Source organism: Thiocapsa imhoffii (assembly GCF_016583985.1).
In the GTDB taxonomy this organism is placed as follows: Bacteria; Pseudomonadota; Gammaproteobacteria; order Chromatiales; family Chromatiaceae; genus Thiocapsa; species Thiocapsa imhoffii.
The window spans coordinates 168,924-194,088 of record NZ_NRSD01000002.1 but is presented as its reverse complement, the minus strand read 5'-3'; the positions used below and the strand labels follow the sequence as shown (position 1 = coordinate 194,088).

Here is a 25,165-nt window from a genome sequence, read left to right as displayed (position 1 = left end):
GGCTACACGACCCGAAGGAGGGCACATAAAGATGAGTAACGAAACCCTGTTCAACGATACCTGGATGGACCTACAACGCAAGTACTGGGATGCTTGGTCTGAGTTGGGCCGCAAGGGAATGGCAAGCGGTAGCGGTGGAGCGGGTGCCTTTGCGACCCCGTGGGAGGCGGCGCTGGACAACTGGTGGAAAGCACTTTCACCGGCCGCGCCGGATACCGCCAAGCAGTTCATGGAAAAACTCATGGAACAGGGCAAGTCATTCTTTCGCTTTGGTGAATCGTTCGCCGCGACCACCGATCGCGGCAACGCCCTGCCGGACGGTCTGTCGGCCTGGACCAGCTTCATGGAAGACGTCCAGAAGCGCATGACCGGCTCGGTGGACGATGGCGATCACGTCATGCACCGCATGATGTCATTCTGGGAGATGCCACTCGACAACTGGCAGCGCATGATGTCGTCGATGTCACCCATGCCTGGAGATGCGTTGCGCAACATGCCACATGATCATCTCAATCGCGTTCTCTCCGCGCCGGGCCTTGGCTACACCCGCGAGGAGCAAAGCCAATATCAGGAGCTGATTCGCGCCACGATGGCCTATCAGAACGCGCTGCAAGAGTACAACAGCTTCTACACCCGTCTTGGGACCAAGTCGATCGAGCGGATGGGCACCTTCCTGAAAGGCGTCATGGACAGCGGTCAGCCGATCGATTCGGCGCGTGCCTTGTACGACAACTGGGTGATGTGCTGCGAGGCCGTCTATGCCGAAGAGGTCGCAACCCCCGAATACGCACAGATCCACGGTCATCTGGTTAATGCCCAAATGGCCCTCAAGAAACGCATGGCCGTGTTGGTCGATGAGAATCTTGGCGCATTGAATATGCCCAGTCGCAGTGAGCTGCGCACCCTGCAGGATCGATTGCAAGAGACGCGGCGCGAGAACAAGCAGTTGCGCCAGAGCCTGCACAACATCGAGCGGCAGGTGGAGACACTGATGGGTGGTGCGCAAGAATCCGTCCCGACGGCCATCAAGGCAACCGCCCCAGCGGCGAAGCCGCCCGCACGCAAAAAAGCGGCCGCGAAGCCGGCGGGCTCAAGCTGAGACGAGTGCCCCAACCGATTCGCCACTGTCCCCAGGATGACGCGATGACGCGCGCCGGGGAGTGCCTTTCCAGATGACCCTGAGGAACCGAACCGTGATCCCAATCGATATCCGGCCCGACAAGCTGACCCAAGAGATGCTGGACTACTCTCGCAAGCTCTCGCAGGGCATGGAAAATCTTCTAAACGCCGACCAGATCGACACCGGTGTCAGCCCCAAGCAGCCGGTCTATGCCGAAGACAAACTGGTCCTCTATCGTTACGACACCCCCACGGGCGTGACGCCTGAGCCGGTGCCCCTTTTGATCGTCTACGCCCTGGTGAATCGGCCCTATATGACCGACATCCAGGAGGACCGCTCCACCATCAAGGGGCTGCTCGGCACGGGCCAGGACGTCTATCTCATCGATTGGGGCTACCCGGACCAGGCTGATCGGGCCATCACGCTCGATGATTACATCAACGGCTACATCGACCGCTGCGTCGACTACATCCGCGAAGCACACGGCGTCGAGAAGATCAATCTCCTGGGGATTTGTCAGGGCGGCGCCTTCAGTCTCATGTACACCGCCCTGCACCAGAATAAGGTCAACAATCTGGTCACCATGGTGACTCCGGTTGACTTCAAGACCCCCGACAATCTGCTCTCGGCCTGGGTGCAAAACGTCGATATCGACCTCGCCGTCGACACCATGGGCAATATCCCCGGGGAACTCCTGAACTGGACCTTCCTGTCGCTCAAGCCCTTCAGCCTGACCGGTCAGAAGTACATCAACATGGTTGATCTGCTCGATGACCCCGCGAAGGTGAAGAACTTTCTACGGATGGAGAAATGGATCTTCGACAGCCCAGATCAGGCTGGTGAGACCTTTCGGCAGTTCATCAAGGATTTCTACCAGAACAACGGCTTCATCAATGGCGGCGTCATGCTTGGCGGCCGTGAGGTCGACCTCATGCAGATCACCTGCCCGGTGCTCAACATCTTCGCGCTCCAGGATCACCTGGTTCCGCCAGACGCCTCCAAGGCACTGAAGGGCCGCACCGCGAGTCACGACTACACCGAGCTGGCCTTCCCCGGCGGCCACATCGGCATCTATGTCAGTGGCAAGGCCCAGAAGGAAGTCACCCCCGCCATCGGCAAGTGGCTGAACGAGCGCACCGCTTAGATCCGCTCACACCGAACAGGAGTCGCCCGCATGCGCACGCATGCCGGGCACTCTGACGGCGCGGGTGATTCGGGTCGAGACGCGACCGGCCCGAGCCAGGCTCGGCCTAACCCAGCGACCTCCGCATTGACATGGCGTCACGCCACCCTGAACCAGGGCGGCGTGCGTCATACGTGCTTCGCCTCAGCCGCCGAAGGCGGCGCGTAACTCGGCGTTCACGGCCTCTAACTCGAACACATCGGGATCGAAGTCGCCATCGATCCAGTCCATGAACTCTTCATGTTCCTCGTGTTCGGGATCCTTCAGGGCCTCGAGAAATCGCTCGTACCCCCAGACACCCCCGACGTCTTCGGGAGGACAAGCACCCTTCCCCTTCAGACAGATCGGCAGCAGCCGCTGCGGGTCGTGCGGCACGATGTGCTCAAGCGTGATCTTGTGTCGCCATCCGTCACCAAAGTCATATTCATAGCGCATGGTGCTCTGTTGCTGCGTCAGCACCTCGTCGAGACGCACCCGCGCCTCATCGACAAGCTCCTCGACGTCCCACTCAGGATCAGGCTGACCATAGTAGGCATGTCCCGCGGCAAACTGATGCAAGTGCACATCCTGCCAGCCCATCGCAATCTGCAGGATCTGATGCAAGGTCTGCAAGGTGATCGCTGAGTCGACGAGCAGACGCCGCCAGATCGGCGGCTTGGAGTCTTGCAACACGATCTTGAGTTGGTAGATGTTTCCTGATGATGTCGCCAATGTTGTGCTCCACTGAACACGCGCCGGGACAGAACCGATCCCCAGCGCGCCCTGTTTGCGAATGACCATCGCCAATCCATCCCCGGCATGGCTGACCCGCGCCAACGCGGGCTCCGTCATCCAACCAGGATGACATGGAGGCGCCGGGGCCCATGGGCCCCGAGTTGAATCGTCTGCTCGATGTCAGCCGTGCGTGATGGACCCGAGACCAGATTGACCACACGCGGCAAACCAGCACCCGTCTGCTGTCGACACCACCAAGCATCTTCGAAGTGACGCACGATCTGTTCGACCTTGAGGACAACGATCTGATGCTCCGGGACGAAATTATGGGTAGTCGGACTGTCCGGAGAGGCCACCAGCATCAGGGTGCCGGTTTCAGCAATCGCGGCGAAGGCCGGGGTGACCGAGAGGACGGCATCCGGCGCGGCGGGCCCGGAGTGCCAGGACCAGTGGGATGGCCAGGCGAGCGCGGCGAGACCGGCACCGATGACCACGCGCGGCTCAATCCCATTCTCTGTACGGAACTGTTCCGCCGCCCGTGGCACATCAGTCCAATCCGCGACCCGTGCGACGGTTGCCGAGCGGCTTTCCAGTTTGCGGATCGTGCGTGTGGTCAGGTCCTCCTCGAAGGCCGGCCGTGGGTGCTGAGGTGGCGCGGCCATGCGCGCCGCCAGCACTGCCGTGGCATCTGGCTCGAGCGGTCCACGCCCGAGCGACTGCCGAATGGTTGCGAGAATCTCATCGCGCGCCGCCCTCATGATTTCTCCCGTTCGTGGTGCCAGCACTCGAGGAAGGTGCGAGCCGCGGGGGTCGGCAGATCGCGCCCAAGGGTCCAGCCATGCGCGCCTGGCACGCGGCGCAGACGCCCGGTTCGAGCGCCCAGTCGCGCCAGGATGCGCGCCACCACCCGCTCCAAGGCATGGTATAGCCATGGACGCGTCGCCACGACCCGCCACGCGGCCAGCGCGCCGCGCTGGCGCCGTGGCGTGATGGCTTGCGTGAATTGTGCATGGCGTAGCTGGCGCAGCAAATCGGGCAACGGAATCTTGACCGGACACACCGAGGCACAGCGCCCGTTCAGGGTACAGGCGTTCGGCAGGTCATAGGCCAGGTCCAATCCCTTGATCAAGGGGGTCAGCACCGACCCCATCGGACCCGGATACACCCAGCCATACGCATGACCACCGATCGCTCCATAGACCGGACAGTGGTTCATGCAGGCCCCGCAGCGGATACAGCGCAACATCGCGCGGAAGGGTCCGGCCAGCATCCGCGAACGACCGTTGTCGACCAGCACCACATGGTATTCCTCCGGACCGTCGAGATCGTCCAGCCTCCGCGGTCCGGTCGAGACGGTGGTGTAGGTCTCGGTCTCCTGGCCCGTCGCGCTGCGCGCGAGCAATCTGAGGAAGAGGGTGGCATCGTGCAGCGTCGGCACCACCCGCTCGATCCCAGCCGTGACGATGTGCACCCGCGCCAGCGTCTGGGTCAGATCACCGTTGCCTTCGTTGGTGACGATCAGGCTCGAGCCAGTCTCGGCGATCAGGAAATTACCGCCGGTGATCCCGACATCCGCCTCGAAATAACGCCCACGCAACGCCTGGCGCGCCGCATCGACCAGGTCCGAAATCTCGGTGCGGCGCGGACCGCCATGCGCCGCCTCGAAGAGATCCGCGACCTGCTCGCGGGTCTTGTGCACGGCCGGCGCAATGATGTGCGAGGGCGCCTCGCCCGCGAGTTGGATGATGTACTCACCCAGATCGGTCTCGACGACCTTCAGACCCGCCTCGATCAAGGCCTCATTGAGTCCGATCTCCTCCGACACCATGGATTTGCCCTTGGTGACGGTGCGCGCATCGACACGCGCGCAGATGTCGAGGATGATCCGTCGTGCCTCAGCGTCATCACGGGCCCAGTGGACATGCCCTCCGGCCGCATTGACGGCGGTTTCATAGCGCTCGAGATAGTCGTCGAGATGCTCGAGGATGTGATCCTTGAGCTGCGCCGCCGCCTCGCGCAGCGCCTCGAACTCCGACAACTCGGCGACCTGCGCCGCGCGTTTGGCAACGAAGCCATCACGGGCCTGATCCAAGGCCTGCTGCAGGCTGGTGTCATGCAGGGCGGTGCGGGCGCGTGACTGAAATTCGTGTGAATGGAGATCCACTGTGGGCCCCTCGCAGACCTATGTCGATATCGGTTCGCCGCACGGCCACGTCGATCGGTGTGGTGGCCACCGCTCGCCCTTGCAGAGACCCTGATGAGTCCAGGGCGCGCGTGAACTTACCCGGACGCGAGCGGCCCCTCGCCGATCGAGGGTCCAGTCGCCAACCCCGCCAAAACCTCGGCGACATGATAAACCCGCATTGGGAGATCACGGCGTCGCAGACGTCCGGCCACCTGCATCAAACAGCCCAGATCACCGCCGAGCAGGGTATCGGCTCCGGTCGCCAGGACATTCTGGATCTTGTCATCAACCAGCTTCAATGAAATCTCGGGGTATTTGACGCAAAAGGTCCCGCCAAATCCGCAGCACACCTCGGTCTCGGCCATCTCGCGCAGGGTGAGACCCTCGATCCCGGCGAGCAATTGCCGTGGTTGGCCCTTGATGCCAAGTCCGCGCAGCCCCGAACAAGAATCATGATAGGTCACAACACCATCGAAGCGCGCCCCGGTCTGGGAAATCCCAAGCACGTCCACCAAAAAAGAGGTCAGTTCCCAACTCTTCGCCGCCAAGGCCTCGGCCCGTGCACGCCAGGCTGGCGCCGCGGCAAAGAGCAGCGGATAGTCGTGACGGATACTCGCCAGACAGGATCCCGATGGACCCACCAGATAATCGAACTCCTCGAAGGCGAGGATCACCTGCTGTGCGAGCGCGCGCGCCGAGTCCTCGTCACCCGCATTGTAGCCCGGCTGCCCACAACAGGTTTGCCCTTGGGGGACCACCAGACGACAACCGGCCTCCTCCAGGAGCTTCGCTGTCGCGAAACCGATGTTCGGCCGAAACAGGTTCATCAAACAGGTTACGAACAGACCGACTCGCGGTCTCCCCCTGCTGGAATCGGTCATATGGCGATGCTCCCCTGGACCAGGCCAGGCTGCGGAATCCAACCGCGCACTGTGCGCGCGACGAGGCCACAATCATGAGGCAAAATCCATTGACCGTACCAATTTTTGAGACGAACGAATCCTAACGGCAGGATCAGCGCGAGCGCGGTGCGCTTCGATACGATGAATTCATCCCGTGACCTGACGACGACTTGACCCACGAAGAGGGCAGCCTGGCCATGACCCATCAGATCGACCCTTGGCACGAGGTCACGGACCGCTTTGGCGACGTCCGCTGGGACTGGGATGCCAGGACCGACGCACTGACCTGCTCAACGGCGCTCGCCGTGCTGCTCAGCGAAGCGGAGGATCCGGTCTGTCGCACGCGCACCGTTTGGGAAGGCCGGATACACCCGGAAGATCACGCGCGCTGTCGCGAGGCTTGGCGGGGGCTGCTCAATGGGAATCGCACAACCTATTCGAGCGTGTATCGCGTGCGCCGCGGTGACGGCTCCTATCAGCATGTCCTCGATCGCGGCATCGTGCTTGAGCGGACGCCAGAGGGCACGCCGACTCGCCTGGTTGGAATCTGGACCCTGCTCTCTGCGTTGGATGCAGTCCACGATGCAAAGGATGCCGCGAGACCTGAACAGCGTTCAGCGCCGGGTGCGCCGGCCACCCTGCAACAGGACAAGCAGGTCCTTGAGGCCATCGTTGACTCCATCACCGCCGGCATCTGGGATTGGGACGTCGCGACCGATCAGGAGTATCTCAGCCCACGCTTCAAGGCCATGTTCGGCTACCACGACGACGAGCTACCGAACCGGCCCGAGAGTTGGCGGCGCCTGATCGTACAGGAGGATCTGCCCGCCGTGGAGGCCGCGCTCGAACGCCATATCGCAACCCGTGGGGCAGAGCCTTTCAATCAGGTCGTTCGCTATCACCATCGCGACGGATCGACCGTGTTCGTCATCTGCGCGGGGAAGGTCGTTGCCTGGAATCCTGATGGATCACCACGGCGAATCGTCGGCAGCCACGTTGACGTGACCGCGCAGTTTCAGGCGCAGGCAGAGCTTGCGCGCTTGAAAGAGCTGTTCGAGCAGACCAACCAAGTCGCGCGCGTTGGGGGTTGGGAGGTCGACCTCGAGCGGGGCCTCATCTGGTGGAGCAACGTTACCCGAGAAATTCACGGGGTCCCAGTCGATTTTGTTCCGACCCTGGGCGAGGCGATCGAGTTCTTCGTCGAGGGCCCGAGTCGCGAACAGATCCAACAGGCCTTCCAGCGCGCAACCCAGGACGGTGAGCCCTATGACTGTGAGCTGGAGATCCGCACCGCCCAGGGCAACCACCGCTGGGTGCGCGCGGTGGGCGCACCCAGCTTTCGCAACGGTGTCTGCGTACGCGTCTTCGGTGCCTTACAGGATATCCACGAGTGGAAGATCGCACGTGATCACCTGGCCACGGAGGAGGCGAAATTTCGCACGCTCTTTGACTCCTCGCCAATCGGAATCGCGATGAACGATTGGGAAACCGGAGCCTTTCTGGAATGCAACGCCGCCCTTTACAGCTCGGCTGGCTATACGGAGGCGGAATTTCGTCGTTTGACTTACTGGGCTCTCACGCCCACGGAGTATGCTCAGCAGGAACAGTTACAGCGGACCAGCCTCGCGACCACTGGTCGATACGGCCCTTACGAGAAAGAATTCATCCGGCGCGACGGCACGCGCTATCCGGTCCTGCTCAATGGCTTCCTGATCACCCATCCGGACGGACGGTGGGTGATTTGGTCGCTGATCCAGGACATCACTGAGCGCAAGCGTGCAGAGGATGCCATTCGCCGTTCGAACGAGCAGCTCGCGATTGCAACGGCACGCGCCAACGCGATGGCCGAGCAAGCCCGACTCGCCAGCATCGCAAAAAGCGAATTTCTCGCCAACATGAGCCATGAAATCCGCACGCCCCTGAACGGCGTGATCGGCACCCTTGGCCTCTTGCTCGACACCGCTTTGACGCCGCCGCAACGTCACTACGCCCAAGTGGCCTATGACAGTGGTGAATCTCTCCTCGGACTGATCAACGACATCCTGGATATCTCAAAAATCGAAGCGCGGAAACTGGAACTCGAACAAGTCGATTTCGATCTGCATGACCTGCTCGACGAGGTCGGGACACTCCTGGCCTTGAAGGCACACCAAAAGGGTTTAGAACTCGTCTGTACGATCGATGACGCGGTCACGACCGCGGTATCTGGTGATCCCGGTCGACTGCGCCAGATCCTGATCAACTTGGCTGGCAACGCGATCAAATTCACCGAACGGGGTGAGGTTGTCATCCGGATCTCGTTGCTCGAGGATCACCAGGATGCCGCCGTGCTCAGCTTCGCCGTGAGCGATACTGGAATTGGGATCGCGCAGGATCAGCACGACATCCTGTTCGAGAAATTCAGCCAGGCCGACACCTCCACCACACGTCGCCATGGAGGAACCGGACTCGGCTTGGCGATCTGCAAACAACTCACCGAGCTCATGGGGGGAACCATCGGTATCACCAGCGAACTTGGCCAGGGCTCGGTGTTCCGATTCAGTGTGCGGCTGGCGAAACAGCCTCAATCCGATTCTGTTCCGCATGCGCCCCAGGCACGGCTGCAAGGACAGCGGATCTTAATTGCGGACACCCATCCCACGAGTCGCCAAACACTAGCCACCATGCTCGAGGCGTGGGGGCTGCAGGTACAGACCGCCGGCACGACCCAGGAGGCACTCAGGTTGCTCGAGACCGCTCAGGTTGCGTCGGCCCCCTTTTGGATCGCCTTGATCGATCCGCGCCTGCGTGACCTGAATGGTCCATCACTCGGCCAAGCCATTCGAGCCGACGCACGGTTCGCATCACTGTTGCTGGTGGCGATGACACGGATCGAGCAGACTAGCGCCACTGCGCCCATGGCAGATCAGTCATGGAGCGCCAACGCAGAACTGACGAAGCCGATCAAACGCCAGGCACTCCTTGACCTCTTGAACTGTCTCGCCTGCGACGAACAGGCGAAAAAATCGTGCAACGTCGCGGCCCGACCGTCGCACTCTCCACGGAAGAAGCCCGTGTCTGGCCGCTTCCTAGGCCGCAACCTCCGCCTCTTGTTGGTCGAGGACAACGGCACGAACCGCATGGTTGCAATGGGTATACTGAAAAAAATGGGGATCCGGGCCGATGCTGTCGCCGATGGCGCGGAGGCGGTCGACGCATTGCAAAGGCTGCCCTACGACCTGGTGCTCATGGACGTGCAAATGCCGGTCATGGACGGCTTTGAGGCCACCCGTCGGATCCGTAATCGGACCTCGCCCGTCCTCGACCACCAGATCCCGGTCATTGCGATGACCGCCCATGCCCTTGAGGGAGATCGAGCACGCTGCCTCGAAGCGGGCATGAATGATTATGTGACCAAACCGGTTGACCCCGGCATCTTGGCCGACACCATCGAACGGTGGTTACCCGCGCACAGGCCATCCGATGGCGCGTCGGCTGTACCCAGACAGCTCGGGTAAAGAGTCCGGTGCCGGCCTCCTCGCCGAGTTGACCCGTCACTCGAGCCTTGCACAGCGGTCGCGACACCCAGCGCGAAGCACACACCCGCAGCCAGGCAAGGTGCGGAGTCGCATTCGGAGTCTTCCGGTTAGAATACACTTCGAGTGCTTTTCAGTCAGGACGCCAGGACTGCCATGAACAACGATGCAATCAACATGACGTGGGCATTCGACAGCCAGTTCGAGGCGGCACACGAGGCCGGCGCGCAGCTCGGCGCACTCGCCACCGAGCTTGGCTTTTGCGAGGTCGAGATTCCTCGGATCGAACTCTGTGTGCACGAGGCATTCGCCAACGCCGTCGAACACGCCTTTGGCAACCAGCCGGGCCATCGCATCGAGGTCGATGCGATCGTACACAGAGATACACTGGAGATCCGGATCTGTCAGTTCGGGGTGCCACTCGATGCCGCCTTGGTCGCCGCGGCCCCCGTCGGCTTTGACGATCTCGAGGTGCCACTTGATGCCTTCGATTGTGAAAAACGCGGTCGCGGGCTGCGCATCATCAAGGTCATCATGGACGCCTGCGAGGTCATGCAGAGCGGGGATCGTTATTGTCTCGTGATGCGCAAACCTCTGCCGACGCACAGCGACAGAGCAGTCTGAAACCGGGCTCCAGGAGACCACTCACCTCAGGTGCCGATTCGCCCCGCGCTCACCGCGCCGATGACCGTCCGGCCGGCTTCCAGGTCCGCGGGCTAAAGAGCGCGCCAAGCCCCTTGACCAGATAGTGAGCATCACGGCTGGTGCGGCGTTGTCGGGCGTAGAAGACGTCACTCATGAGTCGCTCCTCGAGCGGTGCGTCGGCGGGAACATCCAACTGGGTTGGCCCGACCAAGCCAGCCGGCGCCTGTTCGCGGGTCAGTTCCCAATCCGTCATGAGTCCATCGACCTCCTCGGGCGACAAAGGCTGCACGCCGACGAGCCGGAGATCACCTGAGACAACCACCAGCAACCAGGGCAGACGCCGCAGAATCGGCACCGAGGTATTCCACTCGTAAATGACGACGTCACGCTTGCGGATCTGACCGATTGCGTCGACCTCGCGTTTATTCCCCCTGACCGAGACCGGCACCCGCCAACCTTGCGCACGATTGCCGAAGGCTGCGAGGACGGCCAGCGGCCACAAGGGTAGCGACAGCAGCAACGCAAGCCCACCAAGCAACCGATTCAGAGGCTCGGCAATGCCCGCGCGCATGGTCGCCACCTGCAGATCCGCCAGTAGGCAGGCATCCGTCACCTGCAAGACCGCGCCGGTATCGACCCGGATGATGGCGTTGGCTTGCACAATGGCATTCTCGATCTCGACCAGCTCACCAACATAGGTGTGTGGCAGGATCACGCAGGCCCGGAGCGTCGCACTGCGATCGACGATCACTTCATCGCTGATCACCACCTCGCCCATGAGTTCGGCATCCGGCGCGACCCGACAGTTCGCACCGACCAGACTGCGCCCCTGTTTCAAGGAGCGCGGCGAGACGCGCGAGCGGCGCCCAACCATCAGTCCCAGTGCGGCTTGACGACCAGGCAGGATGAGGCCGGGCAAGTGCTGAGCGAGCGCGTCCAGATTCGCCCGATGATAGTCCGCCAGGCTGCTCAGCAAGCGGACCTGTTCCTTCGCGACCAGATGCCATGCCAGTTTATCGGCACAGTCCGTACACGCGCGCGGTGGCCAGGACAGGGGCGCCAGATCGAGCTCGCCGGCGCGCTGCACGCCGCACAGTGCCGAGCGCCCATCGGCCTCTGCCCAGACGGCGTCCGCGTCGGTCCCTGCGGCGGTGGCAATCCAGCCAGCCACATCATAGCCGTGGATCACATCGCCGCGCAGCGCAACGAATGGCATCCGTGGCGCCTGATCCTGAGCCAAACGCCCGATGATCGTTGTCGGAGATTCCTCGCCACGCGACAGGGCGAACCTCAGGCGCAGCCCCCACCGCGTCCCGTCGCCGAGTGCCTGCTGGATTGCGTCGGCAAAGGGCGAGACGACGACCAGCACCTGCCGCACCCCGGCCTTGGCCAAGGACTCCAACGCATGCTCGATGATCGGCTTTGCCACGACCGGCAAGAGCGCCACGCTGGTGCGTTCCGTCAAGGGCATCAACTCCGCGCCCAAACGATCGGCAAAGAGGACGGCCTGATCCATATTCACTTCCTCGGAGAAGGAGACGCCCCGCGCGCGCCGAGGGCCGCCGGGGAACAATTGGTCTTGTACCGAGCACGCTCATGGCTCCAAACACCCTGTCCGAACCCCTGTCGGATGCCGCGCCTAGTAGGCACCTCGGCCGAACACAACCGCCGGAATGGTCTGCCACAGCAGCTTCAAATCGGTCCACAGCGACTGGGACTCGATGTATTGCACATCCAATTCAACCTGTTGATCGAACGGGATGTCGGAGCGCCCCGAGACCTGCCAGATACAGGTGATGCCAGGCGTGACCTCGAGCCGCCGCCGGTCGGCGAGCGAGTAGGTCTCGACCTCGGCGGGAACGGCTGGACGGGGCCCCACGAGGGACATCTCCCCCTTGAGCACATTCCACAACTGTGGCAATTCATCGATGGAGGCCTTGCGAATGAAGCGACCGATGCGGGTGATGCGTGGATCACGCCGCATCTTGAAGGTTACCCCTCCGGCCATCTCGTTGGTTGCCAATAATTCGGCCTTGCGCGCCTCGGCATCGATGTACATCGAGCGAAATTTATACATCTTGAACAACTCGCCCCAGCGTCCGACGCGTGTCTGCGCAAAGATCGGTGAGCCTGGCGACTCGATCCGGATCGCCAGCGCCAGCAGGAGAAAAAAGGGCAAGAGCAGCAGGAACAGAGGGCCGGCAAGCACGATATCCAGGGTTCGTTTCAGGACATAGGCCGAGCGCACCACCAGAATCCAGAGCAGGCTCTTCATCCCAATGCGTAGAGACACCAGCCAACTCGGCTGAGCCTTACGGCTGTAACGCTCGATGAGGCGTTGTTGCAACTCGGTCTGCGTGCGTGCACTCGCGTGTGTCACTCTTGATGCGCCGGTGTCCGTTCCAGGCTGCTCCGTGCGTTTGCTCATGAGCCACCTCCGCCCCGCGCTTGTCGCCAGACACGGTAGAGGAACAAGGGGTTGCCAATCACATAACGGCGCCACATACGCCCCGGCTCCTGCAGCAGACGCCACACCCATTCTAGACCGATCTCGCGCATCCAAACCGGCGCGCGCGGAATGCGCCCAGAGTAGAAATCGAACAAGCCACCCACGCCCATGCGCACCGGCGGGTGCAACCGGGCCTGATGGGCCGCCAACCACGCCTCCTGGCGGGGCACGCCGAAGGCGACCAGCAAAACGGCCGCGCCCGAGGCATTGATCTGTTCGATCACCGCGCCCTCTTCATCGGGGCTGAAATACCCATGATGCGTCCCCGCGATCGTCAGGTTGGGATATTGGGCCTGCAGATTGGCTGCGACCGCCTCGGCGATCCCCGGACGCGCACCGAGCAGAAAAAGCCCAAATCCGGTCTGCGCGGCACGCTCGCAGAGCTTCGGGAACAAATCCGTGCCATTGACGTTGGCCTGCAACGCCACCCCAAGCATGCGACAACCAATGTGGATACCAATCCCGTCGGGCAGCACCCGCGCGGCATCGAGCAGGATCTGGCGGTAGGCGGCATCAACATAGGCGATGTTGAGACAATCCGGGTTCACGAACGTCAGCAGCGCGGGCTCGCGCGCGCGCACGCGCTCCGCGATCCAGTCCACCGCCTCGGGCATGGTGGTGTTCACGATCGGAATCCCGAAGAACTCCAACATCGGTGGCGTTGGCGCCTCGCCCCCGCCGAGCACCTCACCAATCAGCGAGCGCACGATCAGTCCCGCATCCCCGCCGGTGGTCTGTGCGTAGGCGTACTCGCTGTCGACCTGGGCCTCTGGTGCATAAGCGATCCCGGTGCGCCGCCGCAACCGATAGGGTGAGAAAACCCCTGGCCGCACAGTGAAGCGCACTACGGCGTCCACGCTCAGGTGCTCGGCCTCGGCCTCGGTGAGCGGGCGGGGCCCAGCGATCGCCATGTCGCCTCGCAGGATGTTCAGCAATACTGCCAGCTCCGCACCCGGCGCCGAACCCGCAAAGCGCAGGCGCATGAAGGGGATGCGGAAACGCCCAACCAGGCGGGTTGCCTCGAGCACCCGCCCACTGCGCCAGTGCGCGATGGCACCACGCAGCAGGAGCAACGGGAGCAAGAGCAGCAACAGCAGCAGGGCAATCATCACATCGATGAACCGCGACAGGAGACCGCCGAGCACCATCAATGGCGGGAGCAAGCTGCGCAGCCAGAGCGCACGCAGCGGTCGCTGGCGTCGTCCGAGCGGTCCCGGAATCTCGAAATCTTGTTTGCGTATCATGGTCGTCGCGAGTCGTGTCGAGTGCGGTGGATTGGGGTTCAACTCGCGGCGGGCGCGACAGGTGGAGAACGCCGCGGCAGGATGCGCGCCGGCACACCCACCGCGAGATGACCATCCGGAATATCCCTGATGACGACCGCGTTGGCGCCAATCGCCACATCATTACCGATGCGGATCGGCCCGAGCACCTTGGCACCCGCGCCGATATCGACCCGGTCGCCAATGATCGGCGCGCCGCGCACCCCACGGTGACGCAGACCGACGGTCACGCCATTGCGCACCACACAATCATCACCAAAAACGGCATCGCCGCTGATGATGATCCCACCGAAATGTTCAATCAGGAACCGCCGCCCGACCCGCGCCTCGCAAGGCAGATCAATGCCAGTCATGATCTGCGAGAGCAGCTTCAGGATCTTGTAGAGTAAGGAAAAGGGCCAGCGCAACACGGGATTCTGAATCCGGTAGCGCCAGCGGCCAAAGCGATACACGAGCATGACCCAAAAGCCCTGACGAGCGAGATCACGCTCGTAGGTTTGCCAATCTTCACGGATCTGGTTAAACATGGAGATCTCCGATCGACACGCGATGACCCTGCTGAGCCGCGCCTCACCAAGGCCGCGGAGGGGAGACGCGCCCCCCGCGCGTCTCGGTCCAAGCCTGCGCCAGGAGGTCCCTCACGGCTTGAGATTCCGCCCGCTTCAGCCGTCGCGTCGGATCCTCGCCGCGATTGCGCCAAGCACGCAAACGATGCCAGGTTGACTCGAGTTGGCAGACCGCCCACGCCCCGAACCAGCCGTGATGCTTGCGATAGTAAAGCAGGCCACTGCGCATTCGCCACAGGGTCAACTGCGCCCCCTTGCCGGCGGCGCTCATGGCGAGATCATCGTGCGTTCGCGAGGATTCCCCTCCGATGTGCACCACCACCACATCCGGCCAATAGCGCACGCGCAACCCAGCCGCATGAACCCGTCGGCACAGATCAACCTCCTCATAATAAAGAAAGAAGGATTCATCGAAGGCGCCGATGCGATCGAGCAGATCATGTCGGAGGATGGAGAAGGCACCAGGCACCCAGTCGACATCCGCCGGCGCTAGGGGATCGGCCCAGGTGCGATCGAAGGCACCGAAGAAGCGGCTGCGCGGATAACGCGCGGCCAGGCCCGAGAGCGTGAGGAACTCGTTCAGCAAGGAGGGGAACATCCGCGCCGAAGGCTGCCACGCCCCATCCCGACCGATCAGCCGCGCCCCACCGAGACCGATCCCAGGGTCCGCGTCCATCTCAGCGACGGCGCGCTCGAGCGCGCCCGGCGTGAGGAAGGCGTCGGAATTCAACAGCACCAAATAGCGCCCCCGCGCGGCCGTGAACCCCAGATTATTCGCCGCCGCGAACCCCAGATTCAGCTCACTGCGAATGAGCACGACGTCTGGGAATCGTTCAGCGACCCGGTCAGCCGAGCCATCTCGGGAGGCATTGTCGACGACGATGATCTCGTAGGACACCGGGCCGGCCTGCGCGATCAGGGTCTCGATACACTCGACGAGCAGGTCGCGTGTGTTGAAGGACACGATGATGACCGAGACCGTTGGGGACGCTGTATCAGGCATCGGGGCTTCTCCCTCGCTCATGCCCTTCAGGAGGGCGTGCTGGGTCATGGGTGGCAGCGCGGTCGGTCCGCACCCACGCGGCATCCGTGCGCGAGGCGCGTCCAATGGCCCGCACGATCGTCAATTTCCAGAAAATGTAGAGCGGGGCGCTCGCCAGCGCCAGCAGATCACGCCAGCCGCCGCGTCCGATCCGAATCGCCACCAGCACATGCACCACCACCAACAGCAACCCAAACAGGGCATAGAGACGCGTTGGGCCAAAGGGGGGGATCAGGGCAAGCAACAACAGCAGAACATGAAAGGCCAGAGGCAACAACAGCAGTTCCAGCAAGGGCTCGAGCAACCGTCGTTCACCCGCCAGCACGCGCCGCGTCAAAATTGGCGTCCAGTCCCGAATCATGCGAAACCGCCCGCCCTCCCAACGCGCTCGTTGCACCGCACCGGCACGACGGTCGTGCGGTGCGTCCGACCACACCATGGTGTCGGGGATGAAGGTCACCCGACGCCCGCTACCGATCAGTCGCAGGTGGTATTCCATGTCCTCGACCACGCTCGTTGCCTCATAGGGCACGGCGATCAGGGTCTCACGCGTGAGACCGAAGCCGTTCCCGAGTAAGCCAACCGAGAGACCCCAGCGTTCACGACCACGCAAACGCAGCACGTTGAACGCCATCCAGGCGATATCCCGGAGACGCGCGCGCAGACTGGCCTCCGGGTTGTTGATCCGATAACCACACTGCACCGCCACGGCGCCTTGTGAGAAAACGCGGCGACCAGCGGTGACCAGATTCGGCGCGACCCGGGTGTCGGCATCGACGACGAGGAAGGCATCATAGGGCTCCGCGAGCAGCAGACCGAAGGCGTAGTCGAGGGCATAGCCTTTGCCACGCCGTTGCGGATCCTGCCGCTCCATCACGCGCGCGCCCGCCGCGCGTGCGAGGGCGGCGGTCTCATCCTGACAATTGTCCGCGATCACGACGACATCGTACCCCGCCGCGCCGGGATCGCACGTCAGCAGCGACACCACGGTCTGTGTGATCCCAGCTGCTTCATCATGAGCCGGCACCAGGATGGCGATCCGCCCGATCGGCTGTGCCTCGTGCAAGGCCGCGGGCGCACGGCGTGGCGGCAAGGCGCCACCGAGTGTGAGCAGCAACAGTTCGATCGTACCGGGCAGACTGGGCAACACCAGCAGGATGCCAAGCAATGCCCACAGCCAGATCAGGCCCTCGCCGCTCATGGCAGTGGCTCCGGCGGTCCCATCACAACAAGACTGTAGGGTGGAACCACGACCCGGACCCGATCCAATCCCTGTGCGTGCAGCGGCAGTGCGGCGGGCCGCACCTGATCACTGGTCTCATTGTTCGCAAAGGGTTGTGAGGCATCGAGCACCTGCGCCCACGCGGGTCGCGGCGCCCGCGTGGGTCGCTGCCCGGGCGCCCGCTCGACCGGAAAGGACAGGGTCAGGCGGCGCGGTTCGGCTGCACTCGAGGCAATCGCCACCGACCAGCCATGAGGACCGAGAAAGGGGGCGATGGTTAAGGCCGAGTGCTCATCGAGTCCTGTCAGGCGGTGGAGATCACCACCGATCACCTGATTCAACATCGCCATGGCCCACCCGTTCGGGCGCAACCGATCACCCCGCGTCAAGTCACGCGTGACCCCGAACAGTGGCACCAACGCATTCTGATCCTCGAGCTTGGTGTCGAAACCCGCTAGGGAATAGACACACTGACGACGCGCTCCGAGTGCGAGCGCCTCGAGCAGGCGCTTGGCGAGCGCGCTGCCGGTGGCGGCACCCGTGGTGATCGCCGCGCGATCGCTCGGATTGATGTCACCGCGGGTGGTGTGGAGATTGACCTCATAGACCGCCAGTTCTTGCCCCGCGGGTTGACGACCACGGATCTCCGCAAGACGGCCACCGTCATCGGCAAACAAGTGTTCCAGTGCCTGCTCACGGTCGGCTTCGTTCAAGCGCGAGAGAACATAGGGCGCGACCGCGAGGATCTCGGCGGAGGAGGTCGCCTGGGCGACCTTCCCGGCGCTGTAGGGATTGGCATGCTGTGCATTGACAACGAGACGCAGCGCCGGATGCTCCCCCGCGCCAGCCTTGAGCGCCGTGAACAGCCGATCGGCGGCCGCACCATGGTGCAGCGGGTCTTGAATTCCGCCTGGCCGGAAGATGGCGTTCCAGTTCTCGTTCCCGAATTCGATCAGGACCTCGTTGAACGGCTGCGTGGCGAGCCGTGCGGCGAGCCAGACGCCGAACTGTTCGGCCTCGGCGATCGAAAAGGTCGTTGGCATCACCAGCCAGGGATCGGCGCCGACGGCTTCGCTCAAATCGAGGAACTCGGGCAAACCGTAGGAGAACTCCCCGCTGTGCGCGGGCCGATAGCGATTCATCCGCCGCGCCCAGGGCTCGGCCAAGCGATTCTCCAAGCGATCGCCGAGTTGCCCCTGCCAGTCGCGCAGATAGCCGGGATTGAGTTCGCGCAACACCGCAATGACCTCGGGGCGAAACGCCTCGAGTGCCCGCTGTTCGGCGCTGCTCGCCAACGCATCGTCAGCGGGCTCAACCAAGGGTCCAAGCCACAGGTCGTCGAGCGCGAGTGCGCCCGGTCCCGTCACCTCGAGCGCCAATTCCAAGGCACCGATTGGTCCCTCATCGTTCGCCTCGAAGGTCTGTTCGATCAGCTGCCAACCAGCCTTTGGTTGTACTGTCAGATTCAGGAATGGCTGCGAACCGTGCCGCCGAAACAGGATGCGCAAGCGTGCCGTGGCAGCGTCCTCGGCATGCACCCACAGTCGCAGTTGCCAGGGACCGGAGACCGGGAGCAAATGATTGCCGGTCCGTGAACCGATGGTGTCGAGATGACTCGCAATGCGCAGTGACTTGCCCGTGAAGGGCGCCAGCAGCAGGGAGCGGTGACCGGGGCTGTCCGGCGCGGTCAATCCCGGTACCACGCGGATCACGCCACCGCTCGCATCCCGGGGCAGCCACCAGTGCGTCGGCAACAGATCATCGCGCTGGTGCGTGAGGGTGACGATGTCGCCGACGGCCAGTGTGGACGGCAACGGCTCGAGGGTGGTGAACTCAGGGAGATCATTGCGACCGCGCTTGAGCGAATCCAGGATGGTCCCGACCGCGCCGGCCGCACTGCCGGTCAGAACCTCGTATTGCGCCCCTGACCAGAAGCCGTCATCCCGTCCCAGCCACCGCTGATCGTCATGGAAACGATCCCGCCCCAGCGCGCTCACCCGCACGAGGGCGCGATCGATGAGGCCCTCGAAGCCTGGATTCTTGATGATGTTGCGCGAGAACTGCTCCGCGCCCCAATAGTTCCAGGTGCCCAGGTTGATGCCGATCCGCCGCGCATCCGTGACGATCGGCTCGGGCTCGACCTGAATCGCCACGGCTACCCCTGGGGTCATCACCAAGCGGACATCGCTCGGAGCCGCGAGCGATCCGGGCGGCGCGCCCACCGCGCTGCCCCAAGTCAAGCACGCGCACGTCGCGCACACGAGCCAGTGTGTGCCTCTCATGATGTTGTCTCCAAGCGGTGCCGCAAGATCTCCGCCAAGCGGTTGGTGTTGGCTTCCAGGTCATAGTGCTCGATCACCCGCTGCCGCCCCGCCGCGCCGAGTTGCTGGCGGCGGGCGGGATCGTCCATCAGCGCGGCAATGGCCGCGGCGAGGCCCTGGGTGTCGGATGGGGCGACCAAGAGACCATCGATGCCGTCGCGAATGAGCTCCGGATGGCCCGTGATGAAGGTGGTGACACAGGGGATCTCCATGGCCATGGCTTCCATCAGCACCACCGGAATGCCCTCGGCGAAGCTGGCCAAGGCGAAGCAATCCGCCTCGGCATAGATCGCCCGGATGCGATCCTGATTGACGACCCCCTCGAAGATCAGATGCCGCGTGACCCCCAAGGTCTGCCCCTGCGCCTCGAGAGCAGCGCGGTCCGGACCATCGCCGACCAGGCGCAAGCACAGATCACGGCCCTCCGCGACCAATTGCGCCAGCGCCGCGATCAGCACATGCTGCCCCTTCGCCGGGACCAGGCGACCGACGCAGAGGATCTCGAACGGTGTCGGCTGGGCCCGGAAGGGGCGCGGACTGAAGGCCTTGGGATCGACACCAAGCGGCGCGATCTCGAATTTCGACCAATGCGCCGGAGCCGAGAGCTTCATTAATTGACTGCGGCAGTAATAGCCGATGCAGCAGATGAAGTCCGCCCCGTCGATCTTCTCGGCCAAACGATAGCCCGGTGCATCGTAGAACTCGTCTGGTCCGTGTACCGTCATGGAGAAACCGATCCCGAATACCCGCTTGGCGATCAGCCCCACGGTTGCCGCTGGCGTGGCGAAGTGCACGTGCAGATGCCCGAAGCCACGTTGCGTCAGCCAATGCCCGACCATCACGGCTTCGACGAAGTAGAAGAGGGCGTAGACCACACGCTTGAGATCTGTCCCACCGAGCCGCGCCGCACCCCACAGACCCTTGAAATAGGCGCCGGGACGGGTGCGCACCGTTGCCCAGTGTGCACTCAGCGCACCCCGTACGCCATCGGCCTTGACGTAGTAGGTGACGGCCTCCTCCTCGCGCTCCTCCTGAGCGAGCGCGGCGCCACTGCGGTCGGGACGATTGATCGAGGCGACGTCGATACGAAAACCAAGCTGACGCAGCCGCCGCACCTCACGCAGGATGAAGGTATGCGACGCCGCCGGATATTGGCTGACGAGATAGGCGAGCGCCGGGGCGGCGGGAGACGGGTGTGCGGTCATCTGCGGACTCCTGATCCAGGGTGTCGACGAGCTGTTGGGGAAGCGGAATCAGGCCTCATCAGGAGCGCTCGCCCGAGTCATGCCCGCCCCCTGTCGCGACCGTCTGCCGGCGCGCACGCGCCCCCGCCGGATCGGTCAGGAGGTCCCGATAGAGGGCGATCGCCGATGCCACCTTGGCATCCCAGCTGTAGCGCTCCTCGGCCCGTTGGCGTCCGGTCTCGCCGCGCCGCCGCCAGGTGTCTGGATCACGCACCAGATCACGACAAGCCTCCACGAAGCCCGCCACGACCGCCTCCGGCCCGTCCGCGGGCAGGGCACGGCCCACCGCATCGTCAACGATCTCGGCCGGCCCACCGAACGCGACCGCAATCACCGGACGCGCGCACGCCATGGCCTCGAGCAGCACCGCGCCACCGGATTCCCGCACCGAGGGCAGGCAGAAGGCGTGAGCGCGGCGCATCTCCTCCGCGACTGCCGGAGGGGGCAGATTGCCCAGGAATCGCACCCGGTCCTCGAGCCCGAGGCGGGCCGCCTGATCACGCCACTCAGCCGCCATCGGCCCCTCCCCCACCACACTCAGCTGGATCGGCATCTCATCCGTGAGTCGCGCGAGCGCGTCGAGCAACATTCCAAGGCCCTTGAAGGGAACAAGCCGACCCACGTACACGAGACGCAATGGCTCCCCCGCGATTCCCGGTGCCTTCGGCCAGGGGGCGGGCTGGAAGGTCTCCAGGTCCACCCCATTTTCCAACATCGGCACGCAGAGATGACGATAGCGGCGTGGTATCCCCGCGACAGTTGCCGCGGTCGCGGTCAGGAGCACGCTCGCGTGGCGTGTCCCACCGATCAGGGCATCGGCGAAGCGCCCGAGATCGCGCAGCGGACTGAGCCACATCGAGTCCTTGCGCATGATCTCGCGAAAGCCTCGTGGCACGCCGAGGTGGCCGTTCCAGGGTCCGAGCAGGGTTGGTACGCCGAGGCGATAGAGTCGGGTCGTCGCAAGCGGCGAGACCGGCGTCGGGGCATGCACGAGATCCCAGGGGCCGTGCGTGTCGATCGATGTCTGGGCGAGCCGCCAAGCCGCGCGGTCATAGACGAAGAAATCGAGCGAGGAGATCAGGAACACCGCATGCTCGCTGGTTGGGAAGAGTCGCGAGGCGAAGCGATAGAGTGGACCGGCGAACCACTCGGTATCGACATACAGGATCTGGCTGTCAGCGACCGCACCACCAGCCGCCTCGATGGCCTCGCGATTGCGCACGTGCGTCAAGAGCGTGGTCGGCAACTGTTGCGCGAGACGTCGATACCAATGCCAACCGATCTGTGAGACCGAACCCATGCCGGGCCCGCATTGATAGGCCGACACCAACACGCGGGGGGTTCCGATATCTGACGTCATCATCAGCGCTCCACGAGGAGCCGCCTCCTCGAGCCAAGCATTGGGGTTGCGATCCAGGCACCAGTGACCCGCGGGTGCATCATCGATCGCGCGATCGCCTCAAGCGGAACCATCTACCCGACGTGTCTCAGTCTACTACCCGATGGAAGGTCGGGGCATCGGAATTCAGGCAATCAGGTTTCATACCAGCACATCATTGCGCCGCGACCCACCCGCGGAATCGGCCCGCTCACACGGCCACCATGCCAATGAGCATGAAAAATAGCGTGAAAAACGTCACGTTTTGACAAATTCGGTCACCGAAACCAAGCTGTCAAGATGCCGGTCATCGCTCCATCTTCCCTTCAGCATCACGGATCGCTCATCATCGGTCCATGATACGGTCAGCCACGATCAAGCCCTTCGCCATCGACGACCGGCTGCGGAACCAAGTCAGGTCTAAGGCGCCCGTCCGGCACGAGCCAGAGTGGCCCTGATTTTGCTTTGCTCCCATCGAACTCACCTACGAGATCACGATGACTGCCCGTAACGATCGCAACACGAAGGGTTTTACCCTACTCGAGCTCATGATCACGGTCGCCCTGATCGGGATTCTTGCCGCCGTTGGCGTCCCGGCCTATCGCGACTACACGATCCGCGCGAAGGTCAGCGAGGCGCTGATCATGGCCTCTGTGCCCAAGATCGCTGTGGTTGAAGCCGCCGCCATGCGTGGGCTCGAGAGCATCGAGAACAACGCGGACCTCGTTCAGGTCCCCGAAACACGGTACTTCAAGGGCATGCGAATCGAGGGCGGAGGAACCATCTGGCTGGAGACCCACAACACGGGGGCATTGGATGACCCGATTCTTGCCTTGGTCCCAACCATGGCAGGCGGTGCGATCTCGTGGGAATGCCAAATCCGTCAGGGACTGCCGAGACATGTACCAGTGATTTGCCGTGTTGGTGAAACCGGGAGCGCATCAATCTCACGTGCACCCATTTGGGCGCCCTGGGGGGATCGGCACGAGCATGTCGAGATCACTGTCCGTGATGAGAAGGAAGGCACATTTCGCGTCAATCCGGTAACTGGATTGAATCAACCGATGCTCATGTCCGCAGGCAGCGATACCATCTCATCAGGCACCTTAACCTTGAATGGTGTCAAGATGTCAGGCGATCTCAAATACGGGGGCTGGGGTCTTGCAGTCAAGGGTTATGAAACAACGGTTAACGGCCGAGCCTTATTCTCAGGCTACACGATACAGTTTGAGCCAGTCGGTGGGTCGGACGGCAACCGAGCCTGCGGTGGGCCAGGGCCTTGCATCGTCATTCAGAAATGGACCAACGGTGCCCACGCTTGGACGAATCCATTTCAACGTATCCCACTCGACGGATACCCATCTGGAAATAACTGGTCCGGAGATTATTCTTTCGCATTGAAGGACAACAAAGTAACGGTCAATTTGAACGGAAATCCGCTGTTCACTTCGAATGAACTCGAAGGGCCTGACGGAAATTTCGGGATGCGATCTTGGAACCGTGCCGATCTTGATGTCGCCAGCTCGCAATTGACCACACCTTGACAGCAAGCCATCAACGTGAACATGACAACCCGATCTCCAACATGTCGACCGCGTGAATGCCGTAGTCCAGGCTTCACCCTGCTCGAGCTCATGATCACGGTCGCCGTGATCGGGATCCTAGCCGCCATAGCCGTCCCGGCCTATCGGGACTACACGATTCGCGCAAAAGTCAGCGAGGCGCTCATCATGGCGTCTGTGCCCAAGATCGCCGTCGTCGAGGCCGCCGCCATGAGTGGGCTCGAGAGCATCACTGCTGGCAACAACGCAACCCTCGCTCAAGTCTCCGAAACGCGTTATGTGAAAGAGGTGCGGATCGAGGACCTGGGCGTGATCGAACTTGAGACTCAGCGTACTGGTGCCATCGATGATCCCATTCTCGCACTGATTCCGAGCATGAGCGGTGGTGCGATCAACTGGGAATGCCAGCTGTTGGCTGGCCTTCCTCGGCATGTGCCGGCAATGTGTCGTGGTGGAATTCAGACAGGCGATGGAAGCTACACGATCAGATTGTCTGATGGATTTTACTTAGGCACTGGCTGGTTTACCGGTAGGTTGAGAGGTCAGTATGAAGGGGATGACAAGAATATTAAGATCCCGACCACACTTGAGGGAACAACCATTACCCAAATTGACCAAGATGCGTTCCTTAACAAAGGATTGACCTCCCTTGCATTCGAAAATGACAGTGAAATCGTACACATTCATGCCAGAGCATTTCGAAACAACGAATTGACAGAAGTGACCCTACCTCCAAATCTACGAAGAATCGATCAGCTATCCTTTGACGGTAACAACATCACTTCCGTAGTCATTCCAGATAGTGTGACGGCGATAGAAAGCAATGCCTTTACAGGACTTCAAAAAATTACGGTTGGGGGGAATTTGAATTTCAATACTCACCCCTCTGGATCAGAGCGCAACAACCTATTGAATAACTCAATCAACGGCAATAATGCCTTTAGGGATGCCTACACATCAGCAAATGGTGGCGCGGGGACCTATATATTGGATGGGGGAACCTGGATCAAGCAAAGTGGCTAGAACCCCACTTTAGATACTCTTTTTCGTACGAAGAACCGTTGCCGTAAATGACGATCATAACTGGATGATCCGCCCGTCAGTTCGACAGAACAATACTTAAGAAGCTGCTGTGCGGCCTTGATCACGCACACAGATTATTCGGCTAACGTCATTGAAACCAAGCGAAAGCCGCGCTCCAGGTTTCACCCTCCACGAACTCATGAGCGCGGTTTCCTTGGTTGGAAATCCTGGCTGCCATCGGTGTCCCAGCCTATCGCGACGATATGATCCGCTCGAAGGTCAGCGGGGCACTCATCGTGGTCTCCGATCCTTATGCGTGTCTCAATCATAACGCTGAGCGACTCCTCCCGAGTGCGCGCAAACTGAAGACCCTCTCAAGCAGAAACCCCGTCGTGCGCTGCCCCCCGCGGAGGCATGGCTTTCAAACCAGCGCATGCAGATAAGACGCGACCCGTGCATGGGTCGCGAGTAAGATCCCACCCCCAGAGGTCGGGTCGCCCGCAACGGGCTTCCGGATCCCATCGAGTTCTTCCCAACGCCTTGCCAGATCGCTGAACCAGAGTGCGGGCGCTTCTCCAGTGGGCCGTTTCATGCCGACCAGATAAGCATCGAGACAGCGGCGCGCCAGATGAACCGGTGCCCGATCCGGACTCAGGAGGTCAATGAGATCGTCAAGCGGCATCCTAAGGGGCCAATGCACTCCAGCCGCAGTCCGACAATTCGTGTCGCCCCGGCCTTGACGGCGGGTCGA

20 protein-coding genes are annotated in these 25,165 nt (G+C 62.4%); 6 read left to right on the top strand and 14 right to left on the bottom strand.

Features of this window, described 5'->3' with window-relative positions; genetic code table 11:
- The first annotated feature begins 31 nt into the window (after window positions 1–31).
- Together phaE and CKO25_RS03285 are read left to right on the top strand one after the other, a co-directional pair.
- Window positions 32–1,099 carry a class III poly(R)-hydroxyalkanoic acid synthase subunit PhaE gene (gene phaE / locus CKO25_RS03290; RefSeq protein WP_200386502.1) on the top strand — a complete coding sequence of 356 codons (1,068 nt, stop codon included), beginning with the start codon at window positions 32–34 and terminating at the stop codon, window positions 1,097–1,099.
- A gap of 94 nt (window positions 1,100–1,193) precedes the next feature.
- The gene (locus tag CKO25_RS03285; protein WP_200386638.1) at window positions 1,194–2,264 is read left to right on the top strand and encodes a class III poly(R)-hydroxyalkanoic acid synthase subunit PhaC; all 1,071 of its coding nucleotides are present in this window, start codon (window positions 1,194–1,196) and stop codon (window positions 2,262–2,264) included.
- 183 nt (window positions 2,265–2,447) lie between these two features.
- On the opposite strand, the gene CKO25_RS03280 is transcribed toward CKO25_RS03285, so the two are convergent.
- The 4 genes from CKO25_RS03280 to CKO25_RS03265 all read right to left on the bottom strand — a co-directional run bounded on the left by CKO25_RS03280 (window position 2,448) and on the right by CKO25_RS03265 (window position 6,083).
- Window positions 2,448–3,134, bottom strand: coding sequence for a plasmid pRiA4b ORF-3 family protein (locus CKO25_RS03280; RefSeq protein ID WP_242467363.1), 687 nt, complete (start codon window positions 3,132–3,134; stop codon window positions 2,448–2,450).
- On the bottom strand, window positions 3,131–3,775 hold the full coding sequence (locus CKO25_RS03275; protein WP_200386501.1) for a LutC/YkgG family protein: 645 nt from the start codon (window positions 3,773–3,775) through the stop codon (window positions 3,131–3,133). Before CKO25_RS03275 ends, CKO25_RS03280 begins: the two co-directional genes overlap by 4 nt.
- The gene (locus tag CKO25_RS03270; RefSeq protein WP_200386500.1) at window positions 3,772–5,181 is read right to left on the bottom strand and encodes a LutB/LldF family L-lactate oxidation iron-sulfur protein; all 1,410 of its coding nucleotides are present in this window, start codon (window positions 5,179–5,181) and stop codon (window positions 3,772–3,774) included. The genes CKO25_RS03275 and CKO25_RS03270 overlap by 4 nt, the downstream gene beginning before the upstream one ends.
- A 116-nt stretch (window positions 5,182–5,297) precedes the next feature.
- The gene (locus tag CKO25_RS03265; protein ID WP_200386499.1) at window positions 5,298–6,083 is read right to left on the bottom strand and encodes a (Fe-S)-binding protein; all 786 of its coding nucleotides are present in this window, start codon (window positions 6,081–6,083) and stop codon (window positions 5,298–5,300) included.
- 191 nt (window positions 6,084–6,274) lie between these two features.
- On the opposite strand from CKO25_RS03265, the gene CKO25_RS03260 reads away from it, so the two are divergent.
- Window positions 6,275–9,601, top strand: coding sequence for a PAS domain-containing hybrid sensor histidine kinase/response regulator (locus tag CKO25_RS03260; protein ID WP_200386498.1), 3,327 nt, complete (start codon window positions 6,275–6,277; stop codon window positions 9,599–9,601).
- Between the two features lie 174 nt (window positions 9,602–9,775).
- Entirely contained in the window at window positions 9,776–10,243 is a 468-nt protein-coding gene (locus tag CKO25_RS03255; protein WP_200386497.1) for an ATP-binding protein, read from the top strand.
- A gap of 49 nt (window positions 10,244–10,292) precedes the next feature.
- Here the strand turns inward: CKO25_RS03255 and CKO25_RS03250 are convergent, their stop codons facing one another.
- The 9 genes from CKO25_RS03250 to CKO25_RS03210 form a co-directional block, all read right to left on the bottom strand.
- Window positions 10,293–11,780, bottom strand: coding sequence for a nucleotidyltransferase family protein (locus CKO25_RS03250; protein ID WP_200386496.1), 1,488 nt, complete (start codon window positions 11,778–11,780; stop codon window positions 10,293–10,295).
- A 123-nt stretch (window positions 11,781–11,903) separates the two neighbouring features.
- Window positions 11,904–12,692: a sugar transferase gene (locus tag CKO25_RS03245; protein WP_207161943.1), complete on the bottom strand. Its 789-nt coding sequence runs from the start codon at window positions 12,690–12,692 to the stop codon at window positions 11,904–11,906.
- On the bottom strand, window positions 12,689–14,017 hold the full coding sequence (locus CKO25_RS03240) for a WecB/TagA/CpsF family glycosyltransferase (protein ID WP_200386495.1): 1,329 nt from the start codon (window positions 14,015–14,017) through the stop codon (window positions 12,689–12,691). Before CKO25_RS03240 ends, CKO25_RS03245 begins: the two co-directional genes overlap by 4 nt.
- Before the next feature lie 38 nt (window positions 14,018–14,055).
- Window positions 14,056–14,583, bottom strand: a complete 528-nt coding sequence (locus CKO25_RS03235) for a serine O-acetyltransferase (protein WP_200386494.1) — start codon at window positions 14,581–14,583, stop codon at window positions 14,056–14,058.
- A gap of 43 nt (window positions 14,584–14,626) precedes the next feature.
- On the bottom strand, window positions 14,627–15,625 hold the full coding sequence (locus CKO25_RS03230; RefSeq protein WP_200386493.1) for a glycosyltransferase family 2 protein: 999 nt from the start codon (window positions 15,623–15,625) through the stop codon (window positions 14,627–14,629).
- On the bottom strand, window positions 15,618–16,865 hold the full coding sequence (locus CKO25_RS03225) for a glycosyltransferase family 2 protein (RefSeq protein ID WP_200386492.1): 1,248 nt from the start codon (window positions 16,863–16,865) through the stop codon (window positions 15,618–15,620). The genes CKO25_RS03230 and CKO25_RS03225 overlap by 8 nt, the downstream gene beginning before the upstream one ends.
- Window positions 16,862–19,168, bottom strand: a complete 2,307-nt coding sequence (locus tag CKO25_RS03220) for a hypothetical protein (RefSeq protein ID WP_200386491.1) — start codon at window positions 19,166–19,168, stop codon at window positions 16,862–16,864. The genes CKO25_RS03225 and CKO25_RS03220 overlap by 4 nt, the downstream gene beginning before the upstream one ends.
- The gene (locus CKO25_RS03215; protein WP_200386490.1) at window positions 19,165–20,412 is read right to left on the bottom strand and encodes a glycosyltransferase family 4 protein; all 1,248 of its coding nucleotides are present in this window, start codon (window positions 20,410–20,412) and stop codon (window positions 19,165–19,167) included. The genes CKO25_RS03220 and CKO25_RS03215 overlap by 4 nt, the downstream gene beginning before the upstream one ends.
- Window positions 20,413–20,470: 58 nt before the next feature.
- Entirely contained in the window at window positions 20,471–21,814 is a 1,344-nt protein-coding gene (locus CKO25_RS03210; RefSeq protein ID WP_242467362.1) for a glycosyltransferase family 4 protein, read from the bottom strand.
- 512 nt (window positions 21,815–22,326) lie between these two features.
- On the opposite strand from CKO25_RS03210, the gene CKO25_RS03205 reads away from it, so the two are divergent.
- Window positions 22,327–23,373, top strand: a complete 1,047-nt coding sequence (locus CKO25_RS03205; protein WP_200386489.1) for a pilin — start codon at window positions 22,327–22,329, stop codon at window positions 23,371–23,373.
- Window positions 23,374–23,463: 90 nt separating this feature from the next.
- Complete coding sequence (locus CKO25_RS21565) at window positions 23,464–24,414, top strand: leucine-rich repeat protein (RefSeq protein WP_371829692.1); 951 nt, start codon at window positions 23,464–23,466, stop codon at window positions 24,412–24,414.
- A gap of 421 nt (window positions 24,415–24,835) precedes the next feature.
- Here CKO25_RS21565 and CKO25_RS03195 read toward each other — a convergent pair whose 3' ends face one another.
- Window positions 24,836–25,096, bottom strand: coding sequence for a hypothetical protein (locus tag CKO25_RS03195; protein ID WP_200386487.1), 261 nt, complete (start codon window positions 25,094–25,096; stop codon window positions 24,836–24,838).
- Window positions 25,097–25,165 lie beyond the last annotated feature (69 nt).